Consider the following 25,977-nt stretch of genomic DNA (forward strand, 5'->3'; position numbering starts at 1 on the left):
CTTCGGCAAGCTTGGTTCGTCAGCAAGCCTAGTGTCCGGCCGCGCGCCAATCCGACCCCTTGCCGACGTTGACGTCGAGGGGCACAGACAGGTCGCCGGCGGCGTGCATCTGTTCGGTCAGTATCGCCTCGACCGCGTCCTGCTCTCCGGCTGCGACCTCGACTACCAGTTCATCGTGCACCTGCAGGAGCTGCCGGGACGCAAGACCTTGGTCCCTGAGCGCCGCATCGACGCCGAGCATCGCCTTCTTGATGAGGTCTGCAGCGCTGCCCTGGATGGGAGCGTTGAGAGCGACTCGCTCCGCCATGTCGCGACGCTGCCTGTTCGTCGAGGTGAGGTCGGGAATGTAGCGGCGGCGCCCGAGGATGGTCTCGGTGTATCCGACCTCGCGCGCCTGGTCCACGACAGTGCGCAGGTAGTCGCGCACACCGCCGAACCGCGCGAAGTAGTCGTCCATCATCGCCTGAGCCTCGCCCACCGGCACGGACAGCTGGCGCGCGAGGCCGAACGACGACAGCCCATAGGCCAGCCCGTAGCTCATCGCCTTGACCTTCGACCGCATCTCAGGAGTGACGTCCCCCGGCTCCACCCCGAACACCCGTGCGCCCACGAACCGGTGGAGGTCCTCCCCCGCCCGGAACGCCTCGATCAGTCCCTCGTCACCGCTGAGGTGAGCCATGATGCGCATCTCGATCTGGCTGTAGTCGGCGGTGACCAGCGTCTCGTATCCCTGGCCCACGACGAATGCCTCGCGGATCCGATGACCTTCCTCGGTGCGGATCGGGATGTTCTGCAGATTCGGGTCCTTCGAGCTGAGCCGGCCCGTCGACGCCACCACCTGGGAGAACGTGGTGTGGATGCGTCCGTCCTCACGCACGGCCTGCGCGAGGGTCTCGATGATCTGGCCGAGCTTGGCGGCGTCGCGGTGTGCCAGCAGCGCCTCGAGGAACGGGTGCGGGCTCTTCGCCTGCAGATCGGCGAGCGACGACGCATCCGTCGAGTAGCCGGTCTTGATCTTCTTGGTCTTGGGCATGCCGAGCCGCTCGAACAGCACCTCCTGCAACTGCTTGGGCGAGCCCAGGTTGACCTCGCCGCCGATGGCCTCGTAGGCCTGCGCGGCGGCGTGGTCCGCGCGTTCACGCGCGCCGTCGGCGCGCTCGCCCAGCCTCGTCTGGTCGACCGCGATCCCCGCGTGCTCCATCCGGGCCAGGACACCGATCAGCGGGATCTCCACCTCCCGGTACAGGGTCGTCATGCCGCGCCGCTCGATCTCGGCATCCAGCTCGGCGGCGAGTCGGCCGACGTGAGCCGCCGTCACGCCCGCAGCGTGTGCCGCGGAGGCATCGAGGCCGAGATCGAGCTCGTCGCCCGCAGCGCCGCCGGTCGTCGTCACGCCCAGGTAGCGCTGCAGCACAGAAGCGAGATCGAACCCCCGCTGGTCGGCATTCACGAGGAAGGCACCCACCTGCGTGTCGCCGGCGATGCCCGCGAGGTCGATGCCGCGCGCCATGAGCGCGTGCCAGCCATCCTTGGCCCCATGGAGGGTCTTGGCGGCCGCTTCGTCCTCGAGCCACGCTCGCAGCGAGGCCTCCTCGGCCGCGCTCAGCGCCGTGAGGTCGATCCCCCAGGCCCCGTCGCCGGCACTCACGCCGATCGCCCACGCGTCCGCATCGGCCCCCGTGCGCCCCTCGACGTGAAGTGACACTGGTCCGGCGAGGCCGGTCACGGCCGCCACAGCGCCCTCGGTGACGACCTCGACCTCGTCGGGCTCCTCGGGCACGTCCTCGGCGGAGTCCGAGGTGACGAGCGGCAGCAGGCGCTCCCTCAGCGACCGGAACTGCAAGGCGTCGCAGACCTGGTGCACGGCCACCGCATCGGCGCCTCGATACTCAAGGTCCGCCACGGTGAGGGGCACCTCGAGATCGGTCAACAGGTGGTTGAGCTCCCTGTTGAGCCTGACCTGCTCCACGTGGTCGCGCAGACTCTGCCCCGCCTTGCCCGGGACATCCTCGGCGTTGTCGAGGATGCCCTCGAGACCTCCGTAGATGCCGATCCACTTGGCGGCAGTCTTGGGTCCCACGCCCGGAACGCCGGGCAGGTTGTCGCTGGTCTCCCCGACGAGTGCCGCCAGGTCGGGGTACTGATCGGACCTCACCCCGTACTTCTCCACCACCGCATCGGGCGTGAAGCGCACCAGATCAGACACGCCTTTGCGCGGATACAGCAGGGTGACGTCCTCGGTCACGAGCTGAATCGTGTCGCGATCTCCCGAGACCACCAGGACGCGCATCCCTGCTTCGCGGCCCAGGCGCGCGTACGTGGCGAGGAGGTCGTCCGCCTCGTAGCGCTCCTTGTCGACCGCCGCGATCCCGAGCGCGTCGAGGACCTCGCGAATGAGCGGCACCTGCGGCTCGAACTCTGGGGGCGTGGCATCGCGGGTGCCCTTGTAGGAGGGAAGACGCTCCGTGCGGAACGTTCCGCCGGGAAGGTCGAACGCCACCGCAGCGTGCGTGGGCGCGTGCTCCTTCATGAGCGTCGCGAGCATCGACGCGAACCCGTAGACGGCGTTGGTCGGCACCCCCGTCGACGTCGCGAAGTTCTCGACCGGGAGGGCGAAGAAGGCGCGAAACGCCATCGAGAATCCGTCGATCAGCAGCAGTGTCGGTCGGCTGGAGTCGTTCACTGTGCCAACCTATCCCCTATGACTGACAACGACGACGTGTCATTCGAGGCTGTGGTGGCCGGCACTCTCATGGAGCGCATGGGCATCACTGTCGACTCCGTCACGGCGGATCGGGCTGAAGGCTCGATGCCCGTGGCGGGCAACACCCAGCCCTACGGCCTTCTTCACGGCGGGGCCTCGGCGGTGCTCGCCGAGACCCTGGGCTCCTTCGCCGCGATGGCCCATGCCTCACCCGCTGGCATCGCTGTCGGCATCGAGCTGAACATCACTCACCACCGCTCGGCGAGGGACGGCGTCGTACGCGGCGTCGCCACTGCGCTGCACCGTGGCCGCACCATCGCCACCTACGAGATCGCAATCACAGACGAATCGGGCAGACCTGTCGCAACGGCGCGGCTTACCTGCTCCATTCGTCAAAATTCCGCCACATAGCCGAAACATGCATGGCGTATGTTGATGGAATCCTGACGAGGAGGGGATCCTTGACGAAGAGAATCGACCGACGCGCGGTGATGCGCGCTGTGATCGTGTTCGTCCTTGCTGTTGCCGCTTTCTCCGCACTGTCGACGCTCGGCTCCACAGCTGCTGCCGCCGACGCCACGGACGTCGCCACCTCAGTGGTCGCTGCCGATGCGGTCAACTCCGACACAGTGACGGCCGACGCGGCGGTGGACGAGGAGGATGCCGGCGGCACGACAGGCCTGGGCACGAACCGAATCGCACAGAACGTCTTCAACGGGATCGTGTTCGGGCTGCTGCTCGCACTCGCCTCGGTGGGACTCTCACTGATCTACGGCACTACGGGACTCAGCAACTTCGCGCACGGCGAGCAGGTATCGCTCGGCGCGATGCTGGCCTACTTCTTCGCCACGCAGGAACCGGTCTCGATCCCGCTGGTCCCGGTGGAGTTCACCATCGGCTGGCCTCTCTGGCTTGCGTCGATCGCGGCGATCGCCGTCGCGGGCGCCACCGGCTGGCTTCAGGATCGCTTCATGTGGGCGAAGCTGCGCAAGCGCGGCGTCAAGACCGTTCAGCAGATGATCGTCTCGATCGGCTTCTCGCTGGCACTGCTGAACTTCCTGCAGTGGTGGATCGGTCCCGACCGTCTCCGGGTGAGCACGGCGATCGAGGAGCGCAAGCAGATCGGTCCCATCCAGCTCGGCGACACGACCACGATGTCGATCGGCATCGCCGTCGTGGCACTGCTCGCCGTCGGCTACTTCCTGTTGCGCACTCGCCTGGGACGCGCGACTCGCGCAGTCTCGGACAACCCGGCGCTGGCCGCGGCCTCAGGCATCAAGGTGGACGGCATCATCCGCCTCGTGTGGGTCATGGCCACCAGCCTGGCCGCACTCGGAGGCATCCTGCTGGCGCTGTACGACTCCGGCACCAAGTTCGACACCGGCGCCAAGCTGCTGCTGCTGATGTTCGCCGCCGTCACGCTGGGTGGCCTGGGCCAGCCGTTCGGTGCACTCGTCGGCTCGCTCGTCATCGGCGTGGTGGTCGAGACCTCGACGCTGTGGCTCGGCCCCGACCTCAAGTACGCGACGGCTCTCGCCATCCTCATCCTGGTGCTGCTGGTGAGACCGCAAGGAATTCTGGGACGAGCGGAGAGGGTGGGTTAGCGCATGGACATCTTGGTCAGCATCCTGCGCGAGGCGATCGCGCCGACGACTGCCGCATTCGCGCTCGCCGCGATCGGCCTCAACTTCCACTTCGGCATGACCGGCCTGCTGAACATGGGACAGGCCGGATTCATGCTGCTCGGCATGTACGGGTACGCCATCACCGCTCGCGAGGGCGGGCCGATCTGGCTCGGCGTGCTCGTGGCGATCGCGTTGGCCGTGGTCTTCGCCGTCGTGCTGGGATGGCCCACGCTGAAACTGAGAGGCGACTACCTCGCCATCGTGACCATCGCGGCAGCGGAGATGATCCGATACGTGGGACGCTCGCAGAACCTGAACTCGCTGACGGGCGCCTCGACAGGCATTCGCGGCAACGAGTTCAAGGGCTCCTTCGAGATGCTCTCGCCGTTCCCTGACCGCATGGTCGAGTTCGGCCCGATCGCGCTCCACGGCTCGCAGTCGACCAGTTGGTGGTTGGCCCTCGTGGGCTGGAGCCTCGTGGGGCTCATGGTCCTGCTCTTCTGGCGACTGTCTCGCTCGCCGTGGGGACGCGTCCTCAAGGGGGTCCGCGAGGACGAGGACGCAGTGCGGTCGCTCGGCAAGAACGTGTACTCGTACAAGATGCAGGCGCTCGTGATCGGCGGTGCCATCGGTGCGCTCGCCGGAATCGTGTGGGCCCTCGGCGCGTCGGTGCAGCCCGACTCGATGGGCCGTCCCACCACATTCTGGATCTGGACGCTGCTGCTGCTCGGCGGCGCCGCGACCGTGTTCGGTCCGGTGCTCGGCTCGATCCTGTTCTGGTGCGCGCTCGTCTTCGTGAAGGGCGTAGCGTCTGCGGTCATTCCCGACACTGTTCTCAACACGCAGCAGCTCGAGCCGTTCTCGCTCACGCTGGTGGGCGTGACGCTGATGTGTCTGGTGATCTTCCGGCCGCAAGGGATTCTGGGCGACAAGAAGGAGCTGGCTTTCCATGACTGACGACGTCTTCGCACAGGTTCCCCGCGAGCCGGGAGCGCCCAAACCGGACCCCATCGTGATCGCGGACAAGGTCCATCGTCACTTCGGCGGACTCACCGCCGTCGACGTCGATCACTTCGAGGTCCAGCGTGGCGCCATCACGGCGCTGATCGGCCCGAACGGCGCCGGGAAGTCCACGTTCTTCAACCTGCTCACCGGCTTCGACAAGCCGCAGAGGGGCGACTGGCTCTTCAACGGCCACTCTCTCAAGGGCGTCTCTCCGGCCAAGGTCGCACGAGCAGGCAAGGTCCGCACGTTCCAGCTCACCAAGGCGCTGAGCCGCATGACCGTGATCGAGAACATGCGCCTGGGAGCCTCGGACCAGAGCGGCGAGAACTTCTTCGTGGCGTTCGTCCCAGCGCTGTGGAAGGCGCGAGAGGAGGAGATCACGGCGAAGGCGCACGTGCTCCTCAAGCGCTTCAAGCTCTACGAGAAGAAGGACGAATTCGCGGGGTCGCTCTCCGGCGGGCAGCGCAAGCTGCTCGAGATGGCGCGCGCGCTCATGTCCGACCCCGAGATGGTCATGCTCGACGAGCCGATGGCGGGCGTGAACCCTGCCCTCACCGAGTCCCTGCTGGACCACATCGTGAAGCTCAAGAACGAGGGCGTCACAGTGCTGTTCGTCGAGCACGACATGCACATGGTGCGCCGCATCTCGGACTGGGTGGTGGTGATGGCCCAGGGGCAGATCATCGCCGAGGGCCCTCCCGACAGCGTCATGCTGAACCCGCAGGTCCAAGAGGCCTACCTGGGTGCGCACATGGACGAGGACCTGTCAGAGCCAGCTGCCGTAGACGAGATCAAGAAGGAGGCATCGGAATGACCGACACTGCACCTCTGCTGATCGCCGACGACATCGTGGCCGGCTACGTGCCAGGCGTCGACATCCTCAACGGCTGTTCGATGCGCGTCGACGAAGGCGAACTGATCGGCATCATCGGCCCGAACGGCGCCGGCAAGTCGACGTTCCTCAAGGCGCTGTTCGGTCTCGTGACCATCACGTCCGGCACGGCAACGTTGGGCGGCGAGGACATCTCGAACAAGCGCGCGGACGAGCTCGTGCAGATGGGCGTGGGCTTCGTCCCGCAGACCAACAACGTGTTCCCGTCACTGACCATTCGCGAGAACCTCGAGATGGGCGCCTACCAGAACGCCAAGGGATTCAAGGCGCAGTACGCGCGCGTGATGGACCTGTTCCCCGATCTGTCGTCGCGCGATCACCAGCGTGCCGGGTCGCTCTCGGGCGGCGAGCGCCAGATGGTCGCGATGGCGCGTGCGCTCATGATGGACCCCAAGGTGCTGCTGCTCGACGAACCCTCCGCGGGTCTGTCGCCGGTGCGCCAGGATGAGACGTTCGTGCGCACGCGCGAGATCAACAAGTCCGGCGTCACCATCATCATGGTGGAGCAGAATGCGCGGCGCTGCCTGCAGATCTGCGACCGCGGTTACGTGCTGGACCAGGGCACGTCCGCATATACGGCCACGGGCCAGGAGCTCCTCAAGGACCCCAAGGTCATCGAGCTGTACTTGGGGACGCTGGGCGCCTAACCGCCCACTGCTCCCCCGTTCCGGACCCCGTCAGCAGCGATGCTGGCGGGGTCCGTTGCTGCGTCCGGGCGGCGGCGCCCGCACGCGTGGCGCTGCCGTGGAGGCGCGACAACGGTCGCGGACGCCCGTCCCCGCGTACCGCACTCGCAGCGTGAGTGACGACGGCTGCCGGCGACCCTTCTCTCGTGTCGCGCGCCGCCCTTCCGTGACGACGGACGCCGACCCCGCCCGCGCATCGGTCGGGAGCACGCGAAGAGGGCCCCCGGCCGAAGCCGGGGACCCTCTCGCTGTCCGTGACGTTCAGTGAGGATCAGACCTCGCCGAACACCGCCTCGACCCAGGTCTGGACGTTGGACTCGTCGTACTCGTAGACGCCCACGTAGGCGCTCGAGGGGTCGTTCTCATCGTTGAACGGGCCCACGCCGGACACCGCCTGGTAGATGATGTCCTCGCCGGCCTCGATCAGCTCCGAGCACTCCACCCAGCCGGTGCACTCGGTGCCACCGTCTGCGCCAGAGACCGCGGGCAGGTTGTCCGCGACGGTCTGGCCGTCTCCGGCGCCACCCTTGAGCGCCGCGAGGGCGACCAGCATGGTGGCGTCGTAGGACTCTGCGCCGTAGGCGTAGGAGTCGAGCGGGCTGCCGTTGACCTCGTCGAGCAATGCCTTGAAGTCGTCGGCGGCGTTGGCGCCAGGAATCGTTCCCTGAGCGCCGGTCATCGTGCCCTCTTCGAAGTCCGCCGAGTAGTCAGCGGTGTTGCCGTCCGTGAGGTACAGCTTGTCCGCCGGGAAACCCGCGCCCACGAGGGCCGGGATGATGGCCTTCGTCTGGTCGAAGGCGATCACGAGGATGCCATCGGGGTTGGTCGCGAGCACGTCCTGAACGATCGACTCGAAGTTCGAGGCGTCGGTCTGGAACTCATCACCCGAGACGCCATAGGTCACGGTGCCGCCGGCCTCCTCGATGACGCCCTGCACCACGTCGCGCAGCGAGGTGGCGTAGTCGTCGGCGAACAGCAGGATGCCGAGGTTCTCGATCCCGTCGTCCAGGATGAGGTTTCCGAGCGCGTCGCCCTGGACCGTGTCCGGCGGAGCCGTGCGGAAGAACAGCGGCGAGTAGCCGGTGAGCGCCGTCGAGGTGTTCGCCGGCGAGATCTGCACGATCCCGGCCGCGGTCACATCGTCCACCACGTTGAGCGTCACCGCAGACGATGCCGCACCCACGATGGCTGCGACGTCCTGCGAGATGAGCTCGGTCACCGACTGCGAAGCGATCTGCGGGTTGTCCGTGTCGGACGAGTCGGTGTGGATGATCTCCACGTCCGATCCCCACACGCCGCCTGCGTCGTTGATCTCCTTCTGTGCCAGATCGACTCCTGCGACCTCGGGCGGGCCGAGGAAGGCAAGGCTGCCGGTCAGCGGCAGCAGCGAGCCGATCGTCAGTGCGTCGCCGGAGGCCTCTGAGCCGCCACCCTCGGTCGACGACGTCTCAGGGTCGGATTCGCTCGAGCAGGCCGCAAGGGCCAGCGAGGCCGCGGCGGCAAAGGCCGCGCCCCGCGCGATGGTGTTCCATCGAGCCATGTTGTGTTCCCTCCACACTGGCGGAAGTCCGCCAGACCATCCCACCAGGGACGGTCCCTGGCGGCATTAACCTCACGGTAGCGCCCGGACGTTTCAGATGTGGGTCTCGTGCATCACGATTTCGTGACCTGCGTGCATCGAATTGCCAGGTATTCTGCACCGCTTGCGGGTGGGACGCGTCATTCCTGCGTCGATGGGCGCCAGGGGTGGATGGCGTGGGAGGGGCTGGTGTGGGGGGTGCGCGAGCCTAGGACTTCGCGTCGCCCATCTGGTCGATGACGGCCTCGGCCACCTCGCGCATGGTGAGGCGCCGGTCCATCGACGTCTTCTGAATCCAACGGAAGGCCTCGGGCTCGTTCAGGCGCATCTTCTCCATGAGCAGACCCTTCGCGCGCTCCACCTTCTTGCGCGTGTCCATGCGCTCGGTGATGTCCGCGATCTCGGACTCGAGCGCGCGGATCTCGACGAATCGGGAGGCGGCGATCTCGACGGCGGGAAGCAGGTCCGCAGGAGTGAAGGGCTTGACGACGTACGCCATCGCGCCGGCATCCCGTGCCCGCTCGACGAGCTCGGTCTGGCTGAAGGCCGTCAGGAGCACGACGGGCGCCACCCGCTCGGCGGCGATCTTCTCGGCTGCGGTGATGCCGTCCATCACGGGCATCTTGATGTCCATGACCACGACATCGGGCTTGTGCTCGATGGCGAGCGCCACCGCCTCCTCGCCGTTGGCGGCCTCACCGACGACGTCGTAGCCGCCCTCGGTCAGCGTCTCGACGATGTCCATCCGGATCAGCGCCTCGTCCTCTGCGACGACGGCGCGGCGCTTCTTGGGCTGCGCCTCGGGCTGGTCTGCGGTGTCTTGGGTCTCAGTCACGGTGCCCAGCCTAATATCCCTGGTGCCCATTGGCCCAACCGGCGCGGCCGATGCGCGTGAATGGCCCCGCGGCGAGGCCGCCTCGCGCCGGCGGCGGCTGTGCACGCGCTACCATGTGACCCGCTGGCCCCGATAGCCCAACCGGCAGAGGCAAACGGCTCAAACCCGTTCCAGTGTGGGTTCGAATCCCACTCGGGGCACCCATGCGGTCCACACGTCAGGCACGCGCCGATCTCGCGTGAGCGGTGCGGTGCGGTCACGGACCGCCTCTCCCGCACACGGCACCACGTCCAGTCTCCCGAAGACGGATGGCTGGCGTGCGATCGACCGGCAGGTCGAGGGCCCCGACGCTCGGCCATCACCACGCTAAGGATCGCGCCTCCCACGTGGTCTCACCCGAGTCGAGTGGGGGCCGAGTCCGGCCCTTCCCGGAGTGGTGATTCTTCTGAGGCGCCACGGCACGAGCGCTCTCGTCGGTCGCCACGATCGTTCCCTGGCGATTCGCGAGCCACGTCGTGAGCTGATCGGCGGGCATGGCACGTGCGTGCACCCAGCCCTGCACTTCATCGCACCCCAGGCACGCGAGCAGCCCCAGTGTGGCGTGGTCTTCGACCCCTTCCGCGATGACGCGGTGCCCAAGCTGGTGGGCGAGGTCGATGGTGGCCGAGACGATGACGCGGGCCCTGTCGTCGTGCTCCAGGTCGGCGGTGAACCTCCGGTCGAGCTTGATCTCATCGGCAGGGAGTCGGTGAAGGCGCGTCAGCGACGAGTACCCCGTCCCATAGTCGTCGATGCTCACTGCGACTCCACGGTGGCGAAGCTCCTGCGCATTGAGCACCGCGGCCGTGTGCTCCGCGATGGCAGCAGTCTCGGTGATCTCCACGACGAGGGCCGACTCGGGCAGGCCCGACTCGCGCAGAGAGTCCCCGACGATCGTGAGGAGACGCTCGTGGGCGAGCACGCTGGGCGCGACGTTCACCGAGATCCGTACGACGATCTCATCCGCTGCCCACCGTGCGGCCTGAGCACACGCCGTGCGAAGCACGTGATCGGTGAGTTCCAGCATCAGCCCGGCGTCCTCGACAGCCACCAGGAAGGCACCGGGGTCCAGCAGTCCCTGGCCAGGACGGTTCCACCGCACGAGGGCCTCGACTCCGTTCACGCGGGCCGTTTGGGCGTCGAGCTGCGGTTGGTACCAGACCACGAACTGCTCGCGAGCACCGTCAGCCGTAGCGAGGGCATCGCGCAGTTCATCGCGCATGCGCCGACGGTCGTCGGCGGCCTCGCCGAGGCGTCGGTCGAACGTGACGACGGTGTCGTCCGACCGCTTCGCTCCGTACAGGGCGACATCGGCACGCCACAGCAGAACGCGGGTGTCACCGACGCTCGCCGCGACGCCGATGCTGGCCTTCACGGTGATCCTCGAACCTGCCACCACCACGATCTGCGACAAGGCATGCGCAGTGCGCTCTGCAAGCGCGCCAGCCTCGCCCGGAGCACCGTCGATGGCCAGGGCGAACTCGTCACCCCCGATCCGCGCCGCCAGGCCGCCCGCGGGGAGCACGTCCGACAGCGCGCGTCCGACCGTCCGGAGAAGCTCGTCGCCGACCGGGTGGCCGTGCTTGTCGTTGACGGACTTGAAGTCGTCGAGGTCCACCAGCACGAGGCCGAGCGGACGGCGTCGTCGCTGCGCTCGATCGAGGTACTCGAGCAGGGCACGTCGATTGCCGAGGTCTGTCAGATCGTCGGTGCGCGCTTCGTGGCGAGTGACCGCCAGGATCGAGTGGTCTCTGACCATCCCCGCCAGCCGGAGAATCGCACCAGCCGCCGCTGCCCCGGCCAACGCCGCCGGCCAGATTCGGCCATTCGTCTCCGCGGTGGCGAGCTGAGCCGCGAGATGCGCCACGTCCTCCACCAACAAGGTCCCCACGCTCGCCGCGAGCACCACGATCGATCCGGCAGCGGTGGCACCTGCCGACGCCGGGTGCATCTGACCGCGCCCGCGTCGGGGGCCGTGGCACGCCCACGCGATGCACAATGCGGCAGCAAGCGTCCACGTGATCAGCACCAGATCTGCCATGCCGCCGCGGACGCTCGAGATCACCTGCACGGTTGCGATGACCACGAAGGCGCCACACGTCAGCCAGAAGCGTGGGTCACGACGCAGTCCCGCGAGGTGAGAGATGGTTGCCATCGTCCCGAGGACCAACAGGCCGCTGGCGACTTCCATCGCGGGCAGTGGCGAGGTCGCGTCGACGGCCACGAGGCCGTGAACTGCGGCGGCCTGCAGGGCTGCAGTTCCGGCGAGCAGAGCCGAGAGCCCGTTGAGCCAGTCGTGGGGAGCCGCGGTTCCGGAACGGAACCTGTTCCACCGCACCATGCCCTGATACACGAGCATGGCCGCGACGATCGTCGCGACGTGCCCGATGGAACGCGCGATGTGCTCATGGTCGCCGTCGACGACCGTCGCCAGCACCGTGCCGACCCCCATGGCCCCGCAGGCGCGCGCGATCCAGATCCATGGCGATGCGGCGTCGTCGCGCTCACCGCGCGCCGCTGATCGCACCGCCGCCCACCCGCCGAAGAACACGGCCGAGGCGACGAGCCTCCCCACCACGCCGGTTGCGAGACCACCGCTCATGAGCGACGCGGCCACGACCACGCCGAGCACGGCGGCTGCGGTGGGCCACACCTGGAACGCGCGACGCCTCATGGGAGGCCCATCGTCCTCGGGGAACCGGTTGTGAGGGAAGGTGTCACACCCGCCACCGGGACCCCCGCGCAGGCGCGGCGCCACTTCCCTGGCGCATTCTCTGGACAGACGATGCGCGCGCGAGAACAGCGCTCAGGGGCTCGAGCCTCATGGGGCTCCGTGGAGAGTCGCCGGTGGTCGGGCTCCCACGGTCGCCGGAGTCCACCGTTCCTCAGAGTTCGCGGCGTTCGTGGATCGCTCCTGTGACCCTCGCCGCGTCACGCTGTGGCGAGCCATGCCCCACGTGGGACCGCCTCCATCAGGCGCTCCGTGCCGCGAGCAGCTCGCGCACGTGAGCGACGGTAGGCACCCGTCCGGACAGCACCACCTCGCCGTCCACCACCAGGCCGGGGGTGGACATCACTCCGTAGCGGGCGATCGCAGCGTAGTCGGTGACCTTCTCCACGTCCGCGTCGATGCCCAGATCCGCGATCGCCTCTCGCGTGATCTTTTCCAGGGTGATGCAGTTGCGGCAGCCGGGGCCGAGGATCGTGATGGTCATGGTGACCTCCATGGGTGAGTGGTGGGCGGTGGCTAGAAGACGGCGTTGACGAAGAAGCCGATGATCATGATTCCCGCGGCGACCGTGCCGAAGAACAGTCCGAGGAGAGGGCCTTTGAGGACCCGCTTGAGCAGGATGAACTCCGGAATCGACAGGGCGACGGTGCCCATCATGAACGCCATCACGGTGCCGGTGGCCATGCCCTTGGCCCACAGCGCCTCCGCGATGGGGATGACCCCGGCCGCGTTCGAATACAGGGGAATGCCCACGAGTGTCGCCACGACCACCGCCAGGGGATTGTCCGGGCCGGCATACGAGGCGAAGAACTCCGTCGGCACCCAGCCGTGAACGCCAGCGCCGACGGCCACGCCCACGATCACCCACGCCCAGACCCGCCCAAGGATCTCGCGGGTCTCGTCCCGTGCCGCCGCCACCCGCTCGACGAGAGTGGGCCGGTGACCATCCGCGCCAAGAGCGGCGACAGGCGCCGCGAACACGAAGTCCTCGACCCACCGCCCGAGACTCATGCGCGTGAACACCCACCCGGCCCCGATGGCAAGCCCCAGCCCAGCGGCCACATAGGCGCCGGTGACCTCCCAGCCGAACATGTCGGCGAGCATCACCACGGCGACCTCATTGACCAAGGGCGACGCGATGAGGAACGCGAACGTCACCCCGAGCGGCACGCCTGCGGCGACGAACCCGATGAAGATCGGGATCGACGAGCATGAGCAGAACGGGGTGAGCGCCCCGAGGACGGCCGCCATGCCGAGCGACAGGAACAGCGGCTTCCCTTCGAGGAACGTGCGCACCCGCTCGGGACGCAGTGTCGTGCGCAGCAGACCGATCACGAAGATCATGCCCACGAGCAGCAGCAGAATCTTGACCACGTCGGAGAAGAAGAAGCGCACCGCATCGACGACGCGAGCGTTCAGGTCGAGGCCCAGCCAGTCGCCGAGAAGGACGTCCCAGCCCACCTCGTTGAGGGCGAAGAGCCCGGCCCACAGCAGTGCGAGTCCGGCGAGCGCTGCCGCCGTCCTCGCAGTCGCGCCGCGCTGACCGCTGCTCACGCGCATCGGCGCGTTCACGGCGCGACCTCGCGAGGTGCGCCAGGCAGCGCGGCGGCCAGCCGCGCGTGGGCCTCACCAGCGAGGGCATAGTCCACCCAGCGGCCGCGACGCGATGTCGTGACAAGCCCGGCCGTGCGCAGCACCTTCAAGTGGTAGCTCAGGAGATTGCCGGGAACGGGCACTCGCTCCTGCAGGTCGCACACGCACTGCGGCCCGTGCGACAGGACGTCGAGCACAGTCCACCGCACGGGATCCGAGACGGCCTCGAGCAGGGCCACGCGCTCCGCAGAGCGAGCCAGTCCCGTCTCAATTCCTATTGGTACAGCCACATTTGAAGCGTAGGCCGCGCATCGGCGTCATCTCCGGGACCAACGTCCACCGAGGTCAGGCTCGCCGCTCGGGTCGAAACGTCGTTGACACGCCATACTGCAGGGATGAACACCACGCCTGAGCCTGCCGCGGCCCGACACATCGCTCTCGTCGCGCACGACAACAAGAAGCCCGAGCTCCTCGAGTGGGCGAGTTTCAATGCCGGGTCGCTGAAGAAGCACTACCTCTACGCCACCGGCACGACCGGCAACATGCTCGAGCACGAACTCGGCATGCAGGTGCACCGATTCCTCTCGGGTCCGGTGGGAGGCGACCAGCAGATCGGCGCCCGCATCGCCGAGGGCGGAATCGACATGCTGATCTTCTTCTGGGACCCGCTGGAGTCGCAGCCCCACGACCCTGACGTCAGGGCGCTGCTGCGGCTGTGCACCGTGTGGAACATCCCGATGGCCAGCAACGTGGCGACGGCCGACTTCCTGATCTCCTCTCCCCTGTTCCACGAGGAATACGAGCGCGTGGTGCCTCCGTTCGGGCCGCGAGACTATACGGAGCTGTCCGGCCCGTCCTGACATCGCCGCAGACGACGACGGCCCGCTCTCGACAGAGAGCGGGCCGTCGTGGCGTGTGAATGCTGAGTACTACTTGCGCACCTGACCGACCTTGTGGACGAAGATCGAGTTGGTGGTGCCCGGGACGCCGACCGGCGTGCCGGAGACGACGACCACATACTCGCCCTCGCTCGCCATCTCGTTCTCCGTGAGATAGGCGTCAACGAGGTTGACCATCTCGTCGGTGGACTCGACACGCTTCACGAGCGCGGTTTCTACGCCCCAGGTGAGTGCAAGGCGCTTCTGCGTCTTGGGCTCCGGCGTGAATGCGAGCATCGGGACGCTCGGGCGCAGGCGCGCCATACGCAGGGCCGAGTCGCCCGACTGCGTGAACGTCACGATGTACTTGATGTCGAGGACGTCGGCGATCTCGGCGGCCGCGTGCGTCACGGCGCCACCGCGGGTCTTGGGCGTCGTCAGATACGGTGCGATCCGCGTGAAGCCCTTCTCCTCGGTGTTCTTGACGATGCGGGCCATGGTCTCGACCGTGACGATCGGGAAATCGCCCACCGAGGTCTCGCCCGACAGCATCACGGCGTCAGTGCCGTCCAGAATGGCGTTGGCGCAGTCCGAGGTCTCGGCGCGAGTGGGGACGGGTGAGTGAGTCATGGACTCCAACACCTGCGTGGCCACGATCACGGGCTTGGCGTTCGCGCGGCACAGCTCGATCGCACGCTTCTGCACCAGCGGCACGTCCTCGAGCGGGAGCTCGACGCCCAGGTCGCCGCGGGCGACCATGATCCCGTCGAACGCGTCGACGATCTCTTCGAGGTTGTCGACGGCCTGGGGCTTCTCGACCTTGGCGATGACCGGCACAGTGATGCCCTCTTCGGACATGATGCGGGCCACGTCGGCGTAGTCGGCTGCGGAGCGGACGAACGACAGTGCGATGAAGTCGGCGCCCATCTTCAGGCCCCAGCGCAGGTCGTCCTCATCCTTCTCCGACAGCGCGGGAACGGAGACTGCGACGCCGGGCAGGTTGATGCCCTTGTTGTTCGAGACGGGGCCAGGAACCACGACCGTCGTGACGACGTCCGTGTCGGTGACCTCGGTCACCTCGAGGCGAACCTTGCCGTCATCGATCAGCAGCGAGTCGCCGGGCGAGCAGTCGGCGGGCAGCCCCTCGAAGGTCGTGCCGCAGATGTCCTTGGTGCCCTCGACGTCGCGCGTGGTGATGGTGAACACGTCGCCGACCGCGAGGTCGTGAGGTCCGTTGGAGAAGCGGCCGAGGCGGATCTTGGGGCCCTGCAGGTCGACGAGGACGGCGACGTTCCGGCCTGCCTCCTCCGCGGCCTGTCGCACGTTCCGGTACACCTGCTCGTGCTCCTCGGCGCTGCCGTGGGAGCGGTTGATCCGGGCGACGTCCATTCCGGCGCCTACGAGCAGACGCATGTCCTCGATGGCGGCCGTCGCGGGGCCGATGGTGCAGACAATCTTCGCGTTTCGCATGTTCTCCAACCTTACGGTGTTAAGCCCGGATGGCGGCGGTGTGCGCCGTCACCGGAGCAGGAAGCTCGGTGCTCCCCAACAGGTACTGGTCAATCTCGGCGGCTGCCGCACGGCCCTCAGCGATCGCCCACACGACAAGTGAGGCGCCTCGGCCCGCATCCCCGGCGACAAAGACGCCGTCGACGTTCGTGGCGTAGTCCTCGCCACGCTGAATCGCTCCCCGCTCGGTGATCGCGAGGCCGCCCTGAGAGGACAGCTCCGCGGTCTCCGGGCCCGTGAAGCCCATCGCGATGAGCACCAGGTCAGCGGGAATGTCCCGCTCGGTGCCTGCGGTGGGCGTGCGCGAGCCGTCCGGGTTGTACTGGGTCTCGGCTACGCGCAGGGCGGTGACGTGGCCGTCCTCGCCCACAAACTCGACGGTGGACGCCAAGTACTCTCTGGTGCCGCCTTCTTCGTGACTCGAGGAGATCTCGAAGATGCGGGGGTCCGTGGGCCACGGCTCGGTCTCGGCGCGCGCCTCCGGCGGCTTCTTGCCGATCGCCAGCGTGGTCACCGATGCCGCCTGCTGGCGCAGCGCGGTGCCGATGCAGTCCGAACCGGTGTCGCCGCCGCCGATGACGATCACGTGCTTGCCTTCGGCGTGGATCTGGTCCGGCACGTCATCGCCGGCGGCCGCCTTGTTGCCCTGGTACAGGTACGGCATCGCATAGTGGATGCCATCGAGGTCGCGCCCGGGGATCGGCAGGTCGCGAGGCTTCGGCGCACCCGTCGCCACCAGCACGGCGTCGTAGCGAGCCCGCAGTTCGTCCCACGCGATGTCAGTGCCGATCGCGGTGCCGGTGCGGAACCGCGTACCCTCGGCCTCCATCTGCGCGATGCGCCGGTCGATGTGCATCTTGTCGAGCTTGAAGTCAGGCACCCCGTAGCGGAGCAGGCCGCCCAGGCGATCATCCTTCTCGTAGACACGCACGGTGTGGCCCGCACGGGTGAGCTGCTGCGCGGCGGCGAGACCGCCAGGCCCTGAGCCCACGACCGCAATCGTCTTGCCGGTCTGCCGCTGCGGCACGTGTGGGGTGACATTGCCATCCTCGAACGCGTGGTCGATGATCTCGACCTCGATGTTCTTGATGGTCACCGCAGGCTGGTTGATGCCCAGCACACACGAGGTCTCGCACGGTGCCGGGCAGATGCGCCCGGTGAACTCGGGGAAGTTGTTGGTGGCGTGCAGCCGCTCGATCGCGTCACTCCAGTGGCCCTCGCGGACGAGGTCGTTCCACTCAGGAATGAGGTTGCCCAGGGGGCAGCCCTGGTGACAGAACGGGATGCCGCAGTCCATGCAGCGCGTGGCCTGGCGCCGCAGCGTCGGTTCGTCGCGCGTGAGCTCGTCGCGCACCTCGCTCCAGTCGAGCAGGCGCACGGGCACCGGCCGCGATGCGGGCAGCTCCCGCTCACGGTGCTTGAGGAATCCGCGAGGATCAGCCACTGGTCACCTCCAAGAACTCTGCCCACGCACCGGGGGCGCGCAGGTCACCCCCGACCGATTCGAGCTCGGCAAGGGCATCGCGCACTCGCGCGTACTGTGCGGGAAGCACCCGCGTGAACCGCCCGCGATACTCGTCCCAATGGGTCAGGATGTCGCGCGCACGCGGCGACTCCGTCAGGTCGAGGTGCCGCTGGATCAGCGTCCGGACGATGGTCTCATCCTCGGCGTCGAGTGCGCTCAACGTCAGCTCGCCGGAGGCGAGGGCCTGCCGGTTCACCCGTTCACGCCGCAGGTCCAGCGCGTAGGCCGTACCGCCGGACATGCCTGCACCGAGGTTGCGGCCCGTGCGACCGAGGATCACCGCGGTACCGCCGGTCATGTACTCGAGAGCGTGGTCGCCCACTCCCGCCACGACGGCGGACGCGCCGGAGTTGCGGACCAGGAAGCGCTCGCCCACCTGGCCACGCAGGAAGATCTCACCGCTGGTGGCGCCATAGCCGATCACGTTGCCCGCGATCACGTCCTTCGAATCGTCCATCATCGACTCGCGGTGGGGGCGCACGACGACGCGGCCGCCGGACAGTCCCTTGCCCACGTAGTCGTTCGCGTCGCCAAGGAGGCGAAGAGTGATGCCGCGCGGAAGGAAGGCTCCGAACGACTGGCCAGCCGAGCCGGAGAACGTGATGTCGATCGTCTCGTCCGGAAGACCGGCGCCCCGGTATCGCTTGGTGACCTCGTGGCCGAGCATCGTGCCGACCGTGCGGTTGACATTGCGAATCGGAAGCTCGATCGACACCCGCTCGCCGCGCTCGAGAGCAGGAGCCGCCAGCTCGATGAGCGTGCGGTCCAGCGCCTCTTCCAGGCCGTGGTCCTGAGTGGTCGCGCTCGTGATGGCGCGGCCGGGCTCAGGGCGGGCCAGCACCGGCGACAGGTCGAGACCCTTGGCCTTCCAGTGGTCGATGGCCTTGCGGGTGTCGAGCGCCTCGACGTGACCGACAGCTTCAGCGATCGTGCGGAAGCCGAGTGCCGCGAGGTGCTCGCGGACCTGCTGAGCGATGAACTCGAAGAATGTCACCACGTACTCGGCCTTGCCCGAGAACCGCGACCGCAGCTCTGGGTTCTGCGTGGCCACGCCCACCGGGCACGTGTCGAGGTGACACACGCGCATCATGATGCACCCCTCGACCACGAGCGGGGCGGTCGCGAAGCCGAACTCCTCCGCACCCAGCAGTGCGGCGACCACGACGTCGCGGCCGGTCTTCATCTGGCCGTCGACCTGGACCACGATGCGGTCGCGGAGGTCGTTCAGCACCAGAGTCTGCTGAGTGTCGGCCAGACCGATCTCCCACGGCGCACCGGCGTGCTTGAGGGAGTTCAACGGGCTGGCTCCCGTGCCGCCATCCTGGCCGGAGATGAGCACGACGTCGGACTTGCACTTGGCGACGCCCGCAGCGATGGTGCCGACGCCGACCTCCGACACCAGCTTGGTGTGGATGCGCGCCTGCGGGTTCGCGTTCTTGAGGTCGTGGATGAGCTGCTTGAGGTCTTCGATCGAATAGATGTCGTGGTGAGGAGGCGGGGAGATGAGCCCCACGCCGGGCGTCGAGTGCCGGGTGTCGGCGACCCAGGGGTACACCTTGGTGCCGGGCAGTTGGCCGCCCTCACCTGGCTTGGCTCCCTGTGCGAGCTTGATCTGGATGTCATCCGCGTTCACGAGGTACTCGCTGGTCACACCGAAGCGGCCCGAGGCGACCTGCTTGATCGCGCTTCGACGCTCGGGGTCGTAGAGCCGTTCGACTGCCTCGCCGCCCTCGCCGGTGTTCGACCGTCCCCCGAGACGGTTCATCGCGATCGCCAGAGTCTCGTGCGCCTCGGCCGAAATCGAGCCGTACGACATGGCGCCGGTGTTGAAGCGCTTGACGATGTCGCTCACGGGCTCCACCTCGTCGACGGAGATCGCAGGGCGGTCCGACGAGAACTCGAACAGCCCGCGCAGCGTCATCAGGCGCTTGGACTGATCGTCGACACGGTCCGTGTACTGGCGGAAGACGTCGTACTTGCGCGTCCGCGTCGAGTGCTGCAGCGCGAACACCGTGTGCGGGTCGAAGAGGTGCTCCTCGCCGTCGCGGCGCCACTGGTACTCGCCGCCGCTGTTCAGGCGCCGATGCGGCTGAATCTCGCCCGAGGCGGGGTACGCGTCGGCGTGGCGGAGGGCGACCTCCTGCGCGATGACGTCGATACCGGCGCCATCGATCTGGCTGGGAGTGCCGACGAAGTGACGGTTCACGAGCTCGCGCGACAGGCCCACTGCCTCGAAGACCTGCGCCCCGCGATACGACGCGATGGTCGAGATGCCCATCTTCGACATGATCTTGAGGACACCCTTGCCGAGCGCCTTGATCAGGTTCGCCACTGCGACGTCAGACGCGGTGTCGCCCAGGTAGCCCCGACGGGCGAGGTCCTCGACCGTCTCCATGGCGAGGTAGGGGTTCACCGCGGCGCAGCCGTACCCGATGAGGAGCGCGACGTGGTGCACTTCGCGAACGTCGCCTGCCTCGACCACCAGCGAACAGCGGGTACGAGTGTGGTTGCGCACCAGGTGATGGTGCACGGCGGAGGTCAGCAGCAGCGACGGAATGGGGGCGAAGTCCTGATTCGAGTCGCGGTCGGAGAGCACGATGAACGACACGCCATCGGCGACCGCAGTGTCGACCTCATCGAAGATGTCCGCCAGGCGGCGCTCCAGGCCCTCGTGACCGTCCGCGACTCGGTACAGGCCGCGCACGCGGCGTGCCGAGAACACGCCCTCGAGACGAGGGTCGGCGTCGATGTGCAGGATCTTCGCGAGCTCGTCGTTGTCGATCACCGGGAACTCGAGCAGCACTTTCCGGGCGTGCTCCGGCGTCGCCTCGAGGAGGTTCGGCTCGGGACCGATGGCGCCGCCGATGGCGGTGACGATCTCTTCGCGAATCGAGTCCAGCGGCGGGTTGGTGACCTGCGCGAACATCTGGGTGAAGTAGTCGAAGAGCAGCCGCGGACGGTTCGAGAGCACGGCGATGGGCGTGTCGGAGCCCATGGCACCGATGGGCTCGAGGCCCTGCTGCGCCATCGGCGTCAGGAGGCGCTTCAGCTCCTCCTCGGTGTAGCCGAACGCGCGCTGGCGGCGCTTGACCGATGCACGGGAGTGGACCACGTGTTCGCGGTCGGGCACGTCAGCGAGGCGCACGGCGTTCTCGCGCACCCACGCCTGGTACGGGTGCTCGGCAGCGAGCTGCGACTTGATCTCTTCGTCCTCGATGATGCGGCCCGCCGCCGTGTCGACCAGCAGCATGCGGCCAGGCTGCAGGCGGCCCTTGCGCACCACCTTCGCGGGATCGATGTCGAGCAGTCCGGCCTCCGAGCCGGCGACGACCAGACCGTCGTCGGTCACCCAGAAGCGACCGGGACGCAGGCCGTTGCGGTCCAGCGTGGCGCCGATCAGGCTGCCGTCGGTGAAGTGCAGAGCGGCCGGGCCGTCCCACGCCTCCATCAGCGCGGAGTGGTACTCGTAGAAGGCCCGACGATCAGGGTCCATCTCATCGTTGTTCTGCCACGCCTCAGGCATCATCATCAGCACGGCGTGAGGCATGGAACGCCCCGAGAGGTGCAGCAGCTCGAGCACCTCGTCGAACGAGGCGGTGTCGGAGGAGGACGGGGTGCAGATCGGCTTCAGGTCAGACATGTCGCCCAGGAGCTCAGAGCTCATGGTGCCCTCGCGAGCCGTGATCCAATTGCGGTTGCCCTGGACGGTGTTGATCTCACCGTTGTGGGCGATCCCGCGAAGCGGCTGCGCCAGTGACCAGGACGGGAACGTGTTGGTGGAGAACCGCGAGTGGACCAGAGCGAGTTCGGAGGCGAACAGCTCGTGTGTCACGTCCGGGAAGACCTGCTCGAGCTGATAGGTGGTCAGCATGCCCTTGTACGTCAGGGTGCGGCTGGACAGGGATGCGAAGAACGGGCCGCCGGACTTCTCGGCCCTCTTCCTCACACGATAGACGCGGCGATCGAGCGCCACGCCCTCGAGGCCGTCCGCGGCCACGAACACCTGGCGGAAGACGGGCATGGCGGCACGGGCAGAGGGACCGAGCGGCTCGGGGTTGACCGGCACATCGCGCCATCCGAGCACGTGCAGGTGCTCGGCACGGGCCGCGTCCTCGAACGCCCGCACCTCGGCGCTCTCCTCCCCCGGCGTCAGGAAGGCGATGCCGACGGCGTACGAGCCCTCGTCCGGGAGCGCGAAGTCGACGACAGACCGCAGGAAGGCGTGCGGGATCTGCGTGAGCAGGCCAGCGCCGTCGCCCGTCTCGGTCTCGGCGCCCACAGCACCGCGGTGCTCGAGGTTCTTGAGGGCCGTCAGGCCCGCGTCGACGATATCCCGTCCGGGCGTGCCACGCAGCGTCGCCACGAAGGCGACACCGCACGCATCGTGCTCGTATGCGGGGTCGTAGAGCCCCGTAGCGGGCTGGTTGACGCGGGACATCGCGGCCATCACACCGTCCTTAGCCGTCGTCGGCACAGGCCGAAGACTTGATTGATTGCGGGACGCCGTCGGCCCGGGAACACACGGGTGAACAGCCTACCGCGAACATGGTCAAGGTAAAGAATCGTCTATGACTTCCCCTGGCTTGTGGCCGGGTCGTCGTGGTCCGACGGATCAGCCGGGTGGGCTGGCTCGTCGGCGTCGTCAAGCGTTGTGCTGGGTTCGGCGTCGTCTGCGACCACGGCCGATGCGCTGGTGTCGCCTGCTGCGGCATGTGCCTGGGGAGCCGTGGCGAGGTGGTGGCGCGGGGTGCGCGCCACGCCATGCGGCGTGCGGCGCCCCAGAAGGACGAACATCGCGATCGCGAGGGTGAGCACCGCGATCGACACCCACACGTTGATGCGCAGTCCGCCCACCGTGACGGCGGTGTCGATGCGCACCATCTCGATCCATAGCCGGCCGCTCACGTAGACGATCACGTACAGCCAGAACACCCGTCCGCCACGCAGGTCGAAGCGACGGTCGAGCCACACGATCAGCACGGCGCCGGCGATGTTCCACACCATCTCGTACAGGAACGTGGGGTGGAAGGTCGCGAACTGCTCGTAGCCCTCGGGACGGAACGCCGCGTCGACCTCGAGCGCCCATGGGAGCGTCGTCGGGCCGCCGAACAGCTCCTGGTTGACGTAGTTGCCAGTCCGCCCGATCGCCTGCGCCAGCAGTACGGCCGGGGCTGCGGCATCGGCGAAGGCCGCGAAGGACACGCCGTGACGGCGCGCACCGATGTACGCGCCGAGCGCTCCGAGCGCGACCGCACCCCAGATTCCCAGGCCGCCGTTCCAGATCTCGAACGCCGCCCACGGGTCGCCGTTCTCGCCGAAGTACGGACCCGGAGTGGAGATCACGTGGTAGAGGCGACCGCCGACGATTCCGAACGGAATGGCCCACAGCCCGATCTCGCCCGCGATCTCTGGGTCGCCGCCTCGCTCCACCCACCGCCGGGTGGTGAACCACAGCGCGAAGAAGATGCCTGCCAGGAGGCAGAGTGCGTAGAGGTGGAGGGTGACCGGGCCGAGAGAGAAGCTCTGCCACTCCACGGGCGGCGCCGGGATGAACGTCGGGGTCAACGTGCGCTCCTGACGCCTTCGGCGAGCTCGGACACCTTGCGGCGCAGCGCCTCGATTCCCTCGTCGGGCGTCGCGGCCTCGGTGAGGCAGCGGACGAACGCGGTGCCGACGATCACGCCGTCTGCGAAGCGCGCGATCTGCGCGGCCTGCTCGCCGGTCGACACGCCCACTCCCACGCAGACGCGCGGGGCGCCGGCGGCGCGCGCCTCTGACACGACCCTCTCGGCGGCGTCTCCCACCGCTGCGCGTTCGCCGGTGACGCCCATGAGGGGCGTCGCATAGACGAAGCCACGAGACGCGGCGGCCGTGAGGTGCATCCGCTCACGCGTGGTCGACGGCGCGACGAGGAAGATGGTGTCCAGGTCGCGGGCGCGCGCGGCCGCAATCCACTCCTCGCCCACGTCCGGCGTGAGGTCGGGCGTGATGACTCCCGCGCCACCGGCCCCCACGAGATCCGCAGCGAAGCGCTCCAGGCCATACTGCAGCATGGGGTTGAAGTAGGACATCACGACGGGGACCGCGCCGGCATCGGCGATCGCGCGGACGGCGCGGAACCCATCGGTCAGCCGCACCCCACCTTCGAGGGCATGCGCCGCAGCGAGCTGGATCACCGGCCCGTCGAGCACGGGGTCCGAGTAGGGCGGGCCCACCTCGACGATGTCGACTCCGGCCTCGACCATCGCGACCATCGCCTTGATCGATGTGTCGACGTCCGGGTAGCCCACGGGGAGGTACCCGATCAGCGCGGCTCGGCCCTCGCCCCTGATCTCATCGAGGCGGTCGGCGAGGGCGCTCACGCGTCCTCTCCTGGCAGCATCTCGAACCACCGTGCCGCCTGTTCGACATCCTTGTCGCCACGACCCGAGAGGTTGACGAGCAGCGTCGCATCCGGGCCCAGCTCCTGGCCGAGCTTCATCGCGCCGTACAGGGCGTGGGCAGACTCGATGGCGGGCATGATCCCCTCGGTGCGGCTGAGCAGGCGGAAGGCCTCCATCGCCTGAGCATCGGTGACGGGCCAGTACTCGGCACGCCCCAGGTCCGCCAGCCACGCGTGCTGCGGGCCCACGCCGGGGTAGTCGAGGCCGGCCGAGATCGAGTGGGACGGGTTGGTCTGACCGTCGTCGTCCTGAAGGATGTACGACTTCGAACCGTGGAGGACCCCGGGGCGACCGCCCGTGATGGTCGACGCGTGCCTGGTCGTCTCGACGCCGTCGCCTGCGGCCTCGCATCCGATCAGCCGCACGGCCTCGTCATCGAGGAACGCGTCGAACGCACCGATCGCGTTGGACCCGCCGCCCACGCACGCCAGCACCGCATCGGGAAGACCGCCGCGCTCGAGCATCTGCGCCCGCGCCTCGACGCCGATCACGCGCTGGAAGTCGCGCACCATCGCCGGGAACGGGTGCGGCCCAGCAGCCGTGCCGAACACATAGTTGGTGGTCTCGACGTTCGTCACCCAGTCGCGGAACGCCTCGTTGATCGCGTCGCGCAGCGTGCGGGTCCCGGTCGTGACCGGAACCACCTCCGCTCCGAGCAGCCTCATGCGAGCGACGTTGAGCGCCTGGCGCTCGGTGTCCTCCTCGCCCATGTAGATCACGCACTCGAGATCCATGAGGGCGGCTGCGGTCGCAGTGGCGACCCCGTGCTGGCCCGCTCCGGTCTCCGCGATGATCCGCGACTTGCCGATGCGCTTGGTCAGCAGGGCCTGGCCCAGCACGTTGTTGATCTTGTGGGAGCCCGTGTGGTTGAGGTCCTCGCGCTTGAGCACGACGGTCGCTCCACCCGCGTGGCGCGCGAATCGCGGCACCTCGGTGATGATCGACGGCCGTCCCGTATAGTCACGCGCAAGCCGCGCGAGCTCATCCGTGAACTGCGGGTCGATGCGCGCCTTCTCGTAGGCGTCCGTGAGCTCGTCGAGGGCCGCGGTGAGCGCCTCGGGGACGTACCTGCCGCCGAAGTCGCCGAAGAACGGCCCGGGAGCCGACTGCAGAGATGAGGTCACGGACGCACCGCTCGCAGCGCGGGGTGTGCGCCGGCGGCGACCATCTCGGCCACGGCGGTACGCGGGTCCTTGTCCTTGACCAGCGCTTCCCCGACGAGCACCGCATCGGCGCCCATGCGGGCGTACTCGACGACGTCGTGGCCATCGCGGATTCCCGACTCGGCCACGCGCACGATCCCCTCGGGGATCGCAGGAGCGAGCCGCGCAAAGGTGTGGCGGTCGACCTCGAGCGTCTTGAGGTTGCGGGCGTTCACGCCGATCACCCGCGCTCCGGCGTCGACGGCCCTCGACAACTCCTCCTCGTCGTGCACCTCCACCAGCGCGCACATGCCGAGCGAGTGCACACGCTCCACGAGGCTCTCGAGCGCCATCTGGTCGAGCGCGGCGACGATCAGCAGGACGACGTCCGCGCCGTGGGCGCGCGCCTCCCACACCTGGTAAGGAGTGACGATGAAGTCCTTGCGGAGGATGGGGATGTCGACCTTCGCGCGCACCGCGTCGAGATCCGCGAGCGAACCTCCGAAGCGCCGCTGCTCCGTCAGCACGGAGATGACAGTCGCTCCCCCGGCCTCGTATTCGGTGGCAAGCGATGCGGGGTCTGCGATCGTGGCGAGGTCGCCCTTGGACGGGCTCGAGCGCTTGACCTCGGCGATCACCGACACCTCGTCAGAGGCGAGCATGGCTCGCGCGTCGATGGCGCAGGGCAGGCGCGACGCGCGTTCCTTCAACTGGTCCATGGAAGTTCCGGACTCTCGCTGCGCGAGGTCCTCCCTCACGCCTGCGACGATGCTCTCCAGCACGCTCATTCG

Annotated in this window: 20 protein-coding genes and 1 tRNA gene; 7 read left to right on the forward strand and 14 right to left on the reverse strand. The window is 68.0% G+C overall.

Going from position 1 to position 25,977, the window contains the following annotated elements; translation table 11 throughout:
* Nucleotides 1-28: 28 nt before the first annotated feature.
* Nucleotides 29-2,683: a DNA polymerase I gene (gene polA, locus AOP72_RS06720; RefSeq protein ID WP_274519727.1), complete on the reverse strand. Its 2,655-nt coding sequence runs from the start codon at nt 2,681-2,683 to the stop codon at nt 29-31.
* 18 nt (nt 2,684-2,701) lie between these two features.
* Here polA and AOP72_RS06725 point away from each other — a divergent pair, with 18 nt between their 5' ends.
* The 5 genes from AOP72_RS06725 to AOP72_RS06745 are packed head-to-tail and all read left to right on the forward strand — an operon-like array spanning nt 2,702 to nt 6,873.
* Nucleotides 2,702-3,115 (forward strand): PaaI family thioesterase, encoded by a 414-nt coding sequence (locus AOP72_RS06725; RefSeq protein ID WP_062134104.1) that lies wholly within the window; start codon nt 2,702-2,704, stop codon nt 3,113-3,115.
* A 50-nt stretch (nt 3,116-3,165) separates the two neighbouring features.
* Entirely contained in the window at nt 3,166-4,308 is a 1,143-nt protein-coding gene (locus AOP72_RS06730; RefSeq protein WP_062134107.1) for a branched-chain amino acid ABC transporter permease, read from the forward strand.
* A 3-nt stretch (nt 4,309-4,311) separates the two neighbouring features.
* The gene (locus AOP72_RS06735) at nt 4,312-5,286 is read left to right on the forward strand and encodes a branched-chain amino acid ABC transporter permease (protein ID WP_062134110.1); all 975 of its coding nucleotides are present in this window, start codon (nt 4,312-4,314) and stop codon (nt 5,284-5,286) included.
* On the forward strand, nt 5,279-6,148 hold the full coding sequence (locus AOP72_RS06740; RefSeq protein WP_062134112.1) for an ABC transporter ATP-binding protein: 870 nt from the start codon (nt 5,279-5,281) through the stop codon (nt 6,146-6,148). Before AOP72_RS06735 ends, AOP72_RS06740 begins: the two co-directional genes overlap by 8 nt.
* On the forward strand, nt 6,145-6,873 hold the full coding sequence (locus tag AOP72_RS06745; protein WP_062134115.1) for an ABC transporter ATP-binding protein: 729 nt from the start codon (nt 6,145-6,147) through the stop codon (nt 6,871-6,873). The genes AOP72_RS06740 and AOP72_RS06745 overlap by 4 nt, the downstream gene beginning before the upstream one ends.
* A 310-nt stretch (nt 6,874-7,183) precedes the next feature.
* Here AOP72_RS06745 and AOP72_RS06750 read toward each other — a convergent pair whose 3' ends face one another.
* On the reverse strand, nt 7,184-8,452 hold the full coding sequence (locus tag AOP72_RS06750; protein WP_062134117.1) for an ABC transporter substrate-binding protein: 1,269 nt from the start codon (nt 8,450-8,452) through the stop codon (nt 7,184-7,186).
* 247 nt (nt 8,453-8,699) lie between these two features.
* Complete coding sequence (locus AOP72_RS06755; protein ID WP_084631451.1) at nt 8,700-9,356, reverse strand: ANTAR domain-containing response regulator; 657 nt, start codon at nt 9,354-9,356, stop codon at nt 8,700-8,702.
* A 96-nt stretch (nt 9,357-9,452) separates the two neighbouring features.
* Between AOP72_RS06755 and AOP72_RS06760 the strand changes: the two genes are divergently transcribed.
* A tRNA-Leu gene (locus AOP72_RS06760) sits at nt 9,453-9,526 on the forward strand.
* A gap of 158 nt (nt 9,527-9,684) precedes the next feature.
* Here AOP72_RS06760 and AOP72_RS06765 read toward each other — a convergent pair.
* The 4 genes from AOP72_RS06765 to AOP72_RS06780 all read right to left on the reverse strand — a co-directional run bounded on the left by AOP72_RS06765 (nt 9,685) and on the right by AOP72_RS06780 (nt 13,979).
* The gene (locus AOP72_RS06765; protein WP_062134120.1) at nt 9,685-12,039 is read right to left on the reverse strand and encodes a putative bifunctional diguanylate cyclase/phosphodiesterase; all 2,355 of its coding nucleotides are present in this window, start codon (nt 12,037-12,039) and stop codon (nt 9,685-9,687) included.
* A 298-nt stretch (nt 12,040-12,337) separates the two neighbouring features.
* On the reverse strand, nt 12,338-12,580 hold the full coding sequence (locus tag AOP72_RS06770; protein WP_062134123.1) for a thioredoxin family protein: 243 nt from the start codon (nt 12,578-12,580) through the stop codon (nt 12,338-12,340).
* A 32-nt stretch (nt 12,581-12,612) separates the two neighbouring features.
* Nucleotides 12,613-13,668 carry a permease gene (locus AOP72_RS06775; protein ID WP_062134126.1) on the reverse strand — a complete coding sequence of 352 codons (1,056 nt, stop codon included), beginning with the start codon at nt 13,666-13,668 and terminating at the stop codon, nt 12,613-12,615.
* Complete coding sequence (locus AOP72_RS06780; protein WP_062134129.1) at nt 13,665-13,979, reverse strand: ArsR/SmtB family transcription factor; 315 nt, start codon at nt 13,977-13,979, stop codon at nt 13,665-13,667. Before AOP72_RS06780 ends, AOP72_RS06775 begins: the two co-directional genes overlap by 4 nt.
* Nucleotides 13,980-14,084: 105 nt before the next feature.
* Here AOP72_RS06780 and AOP72_RS06785 point away from each other — a divergent pair, with 105 nt between their 5' ends.
* Nucleotides 14,085-14,549, forward strand: coding sequence for a methylglyoxal synthase (locus tag AOP72_RS06785; RefSeq protein WP_062134132.1), 465 nt, complete (start codon nt 14,085-14,087; stop codon nt 14,547-14,549).
* Between the two features lie 69 nt (nt 14,550-14,618).
* Here the strand turns inward: AOP72_RS06785 and pyk are convergent, their stop codons facing one another.
* From pyk to trpC, 7 genes are all read right to left on the reverse strand, one after another.
* The gene (gene pyk, locus AOP72_RS06790; RefSeq protein WP_062134136.1) at nt 14,619-16,037 is read right to left on the reverse strand and encodes a pyruvate kinase; all 1,419 of its coding nucleotides are present in this window, start codon (nt 16,035-16,037) and stop codon (nt 14,619-14,621) included.
* A 19-nt stretch (nt 16,038-16,056) separates the two neighbouring features.
* On the reverse strand, nt 16,057-17,520 hold the full coding sequence (locus AOP72_RS06795) for a glutamate synthase subunit beta (RefSeq protein WP_062134140.1): 1,464 nt from the start codon (nt 17,518-17,520) through the stop codon (nt 16,057-16,059).
* A complete protein-coding gene (gltB, locus tag AOP72_RS06800) occupies nt 17,513-22,048 on the reverse strand; it encodes a glutamate synthase large subunit (protein WP_062134143.1) in 4,536 nt (1,511 codons plus the stop codon). The genes AOP72_RS06795 and gltB overlap by 8 nt, the downstream gene beginning before the upstream one ends.
* 119 nt (nt 22,049-22,167) lie before the next feature.
* A complete protein-coding gene (gene lgt / locus AOP72_RS06805) occupies nt 22,168-23,166 on the reverse strand; it encodes a prolipoprotein diacylglyceryl transferase (RefSeq protein ID WP_062134146.1) in 999 nt (332 codons plus the stop codon).
* A complete protein-coding gene (gene trpA, locus AOP72_RS13775) occupies nt 23,163-23,963 on the reverse strand; it encodes a tryptophan synthase subunit alpha (RefSeq protein ID WP_062134149.1) in 801 nt (266 codons plus the stop codon). The genes lgt and trpA overlap by 4 nt, the downstream gene beginning before the upstream one ends.
* Nucleotides 23,960-25,168, reverse strand: coding sequence for a tryptophan synthase subunit beta (gene trpB, locus AOP72_RS13780; protein ID WP_062134152.1), 1,209 nt, complete (start codon nt 25,166-25,168; stop codon nt 23,960-23,962). The genes trpA and trpB overlap by 4 nt, the downstream gene beginning before the upstream one ends.
* Nucleotides 25,165-25,974: an indole-3-glycerol phosphate synthase TrpC gene (trpC, locus tag AOP72_RS06820; RefSeq protein WP_062134155.1), complete on the reverse strand. Its 810-nt coding sequence runs from the start codon at nt 25,972-25,974 to the stop codon at nt 25,165-25,167. The genes trpB and trpC overlap by 4 nt, the downstream gene beginning before the upstream one ends.
* Nucleotides 25,975-25,977 lie beyond the last annotated feature (3 nt).

Origin of the sequence: Demequina aestuarii (assembly GCF_000975095.1) — a bacterium.
In the GTDB taxonomy this organism is placed as follows: Bacteria; Actinomycetota; Actinomycetes; order Actinomycetales; family Demequinaceae; genus Demequina; species Demequina aestuarii.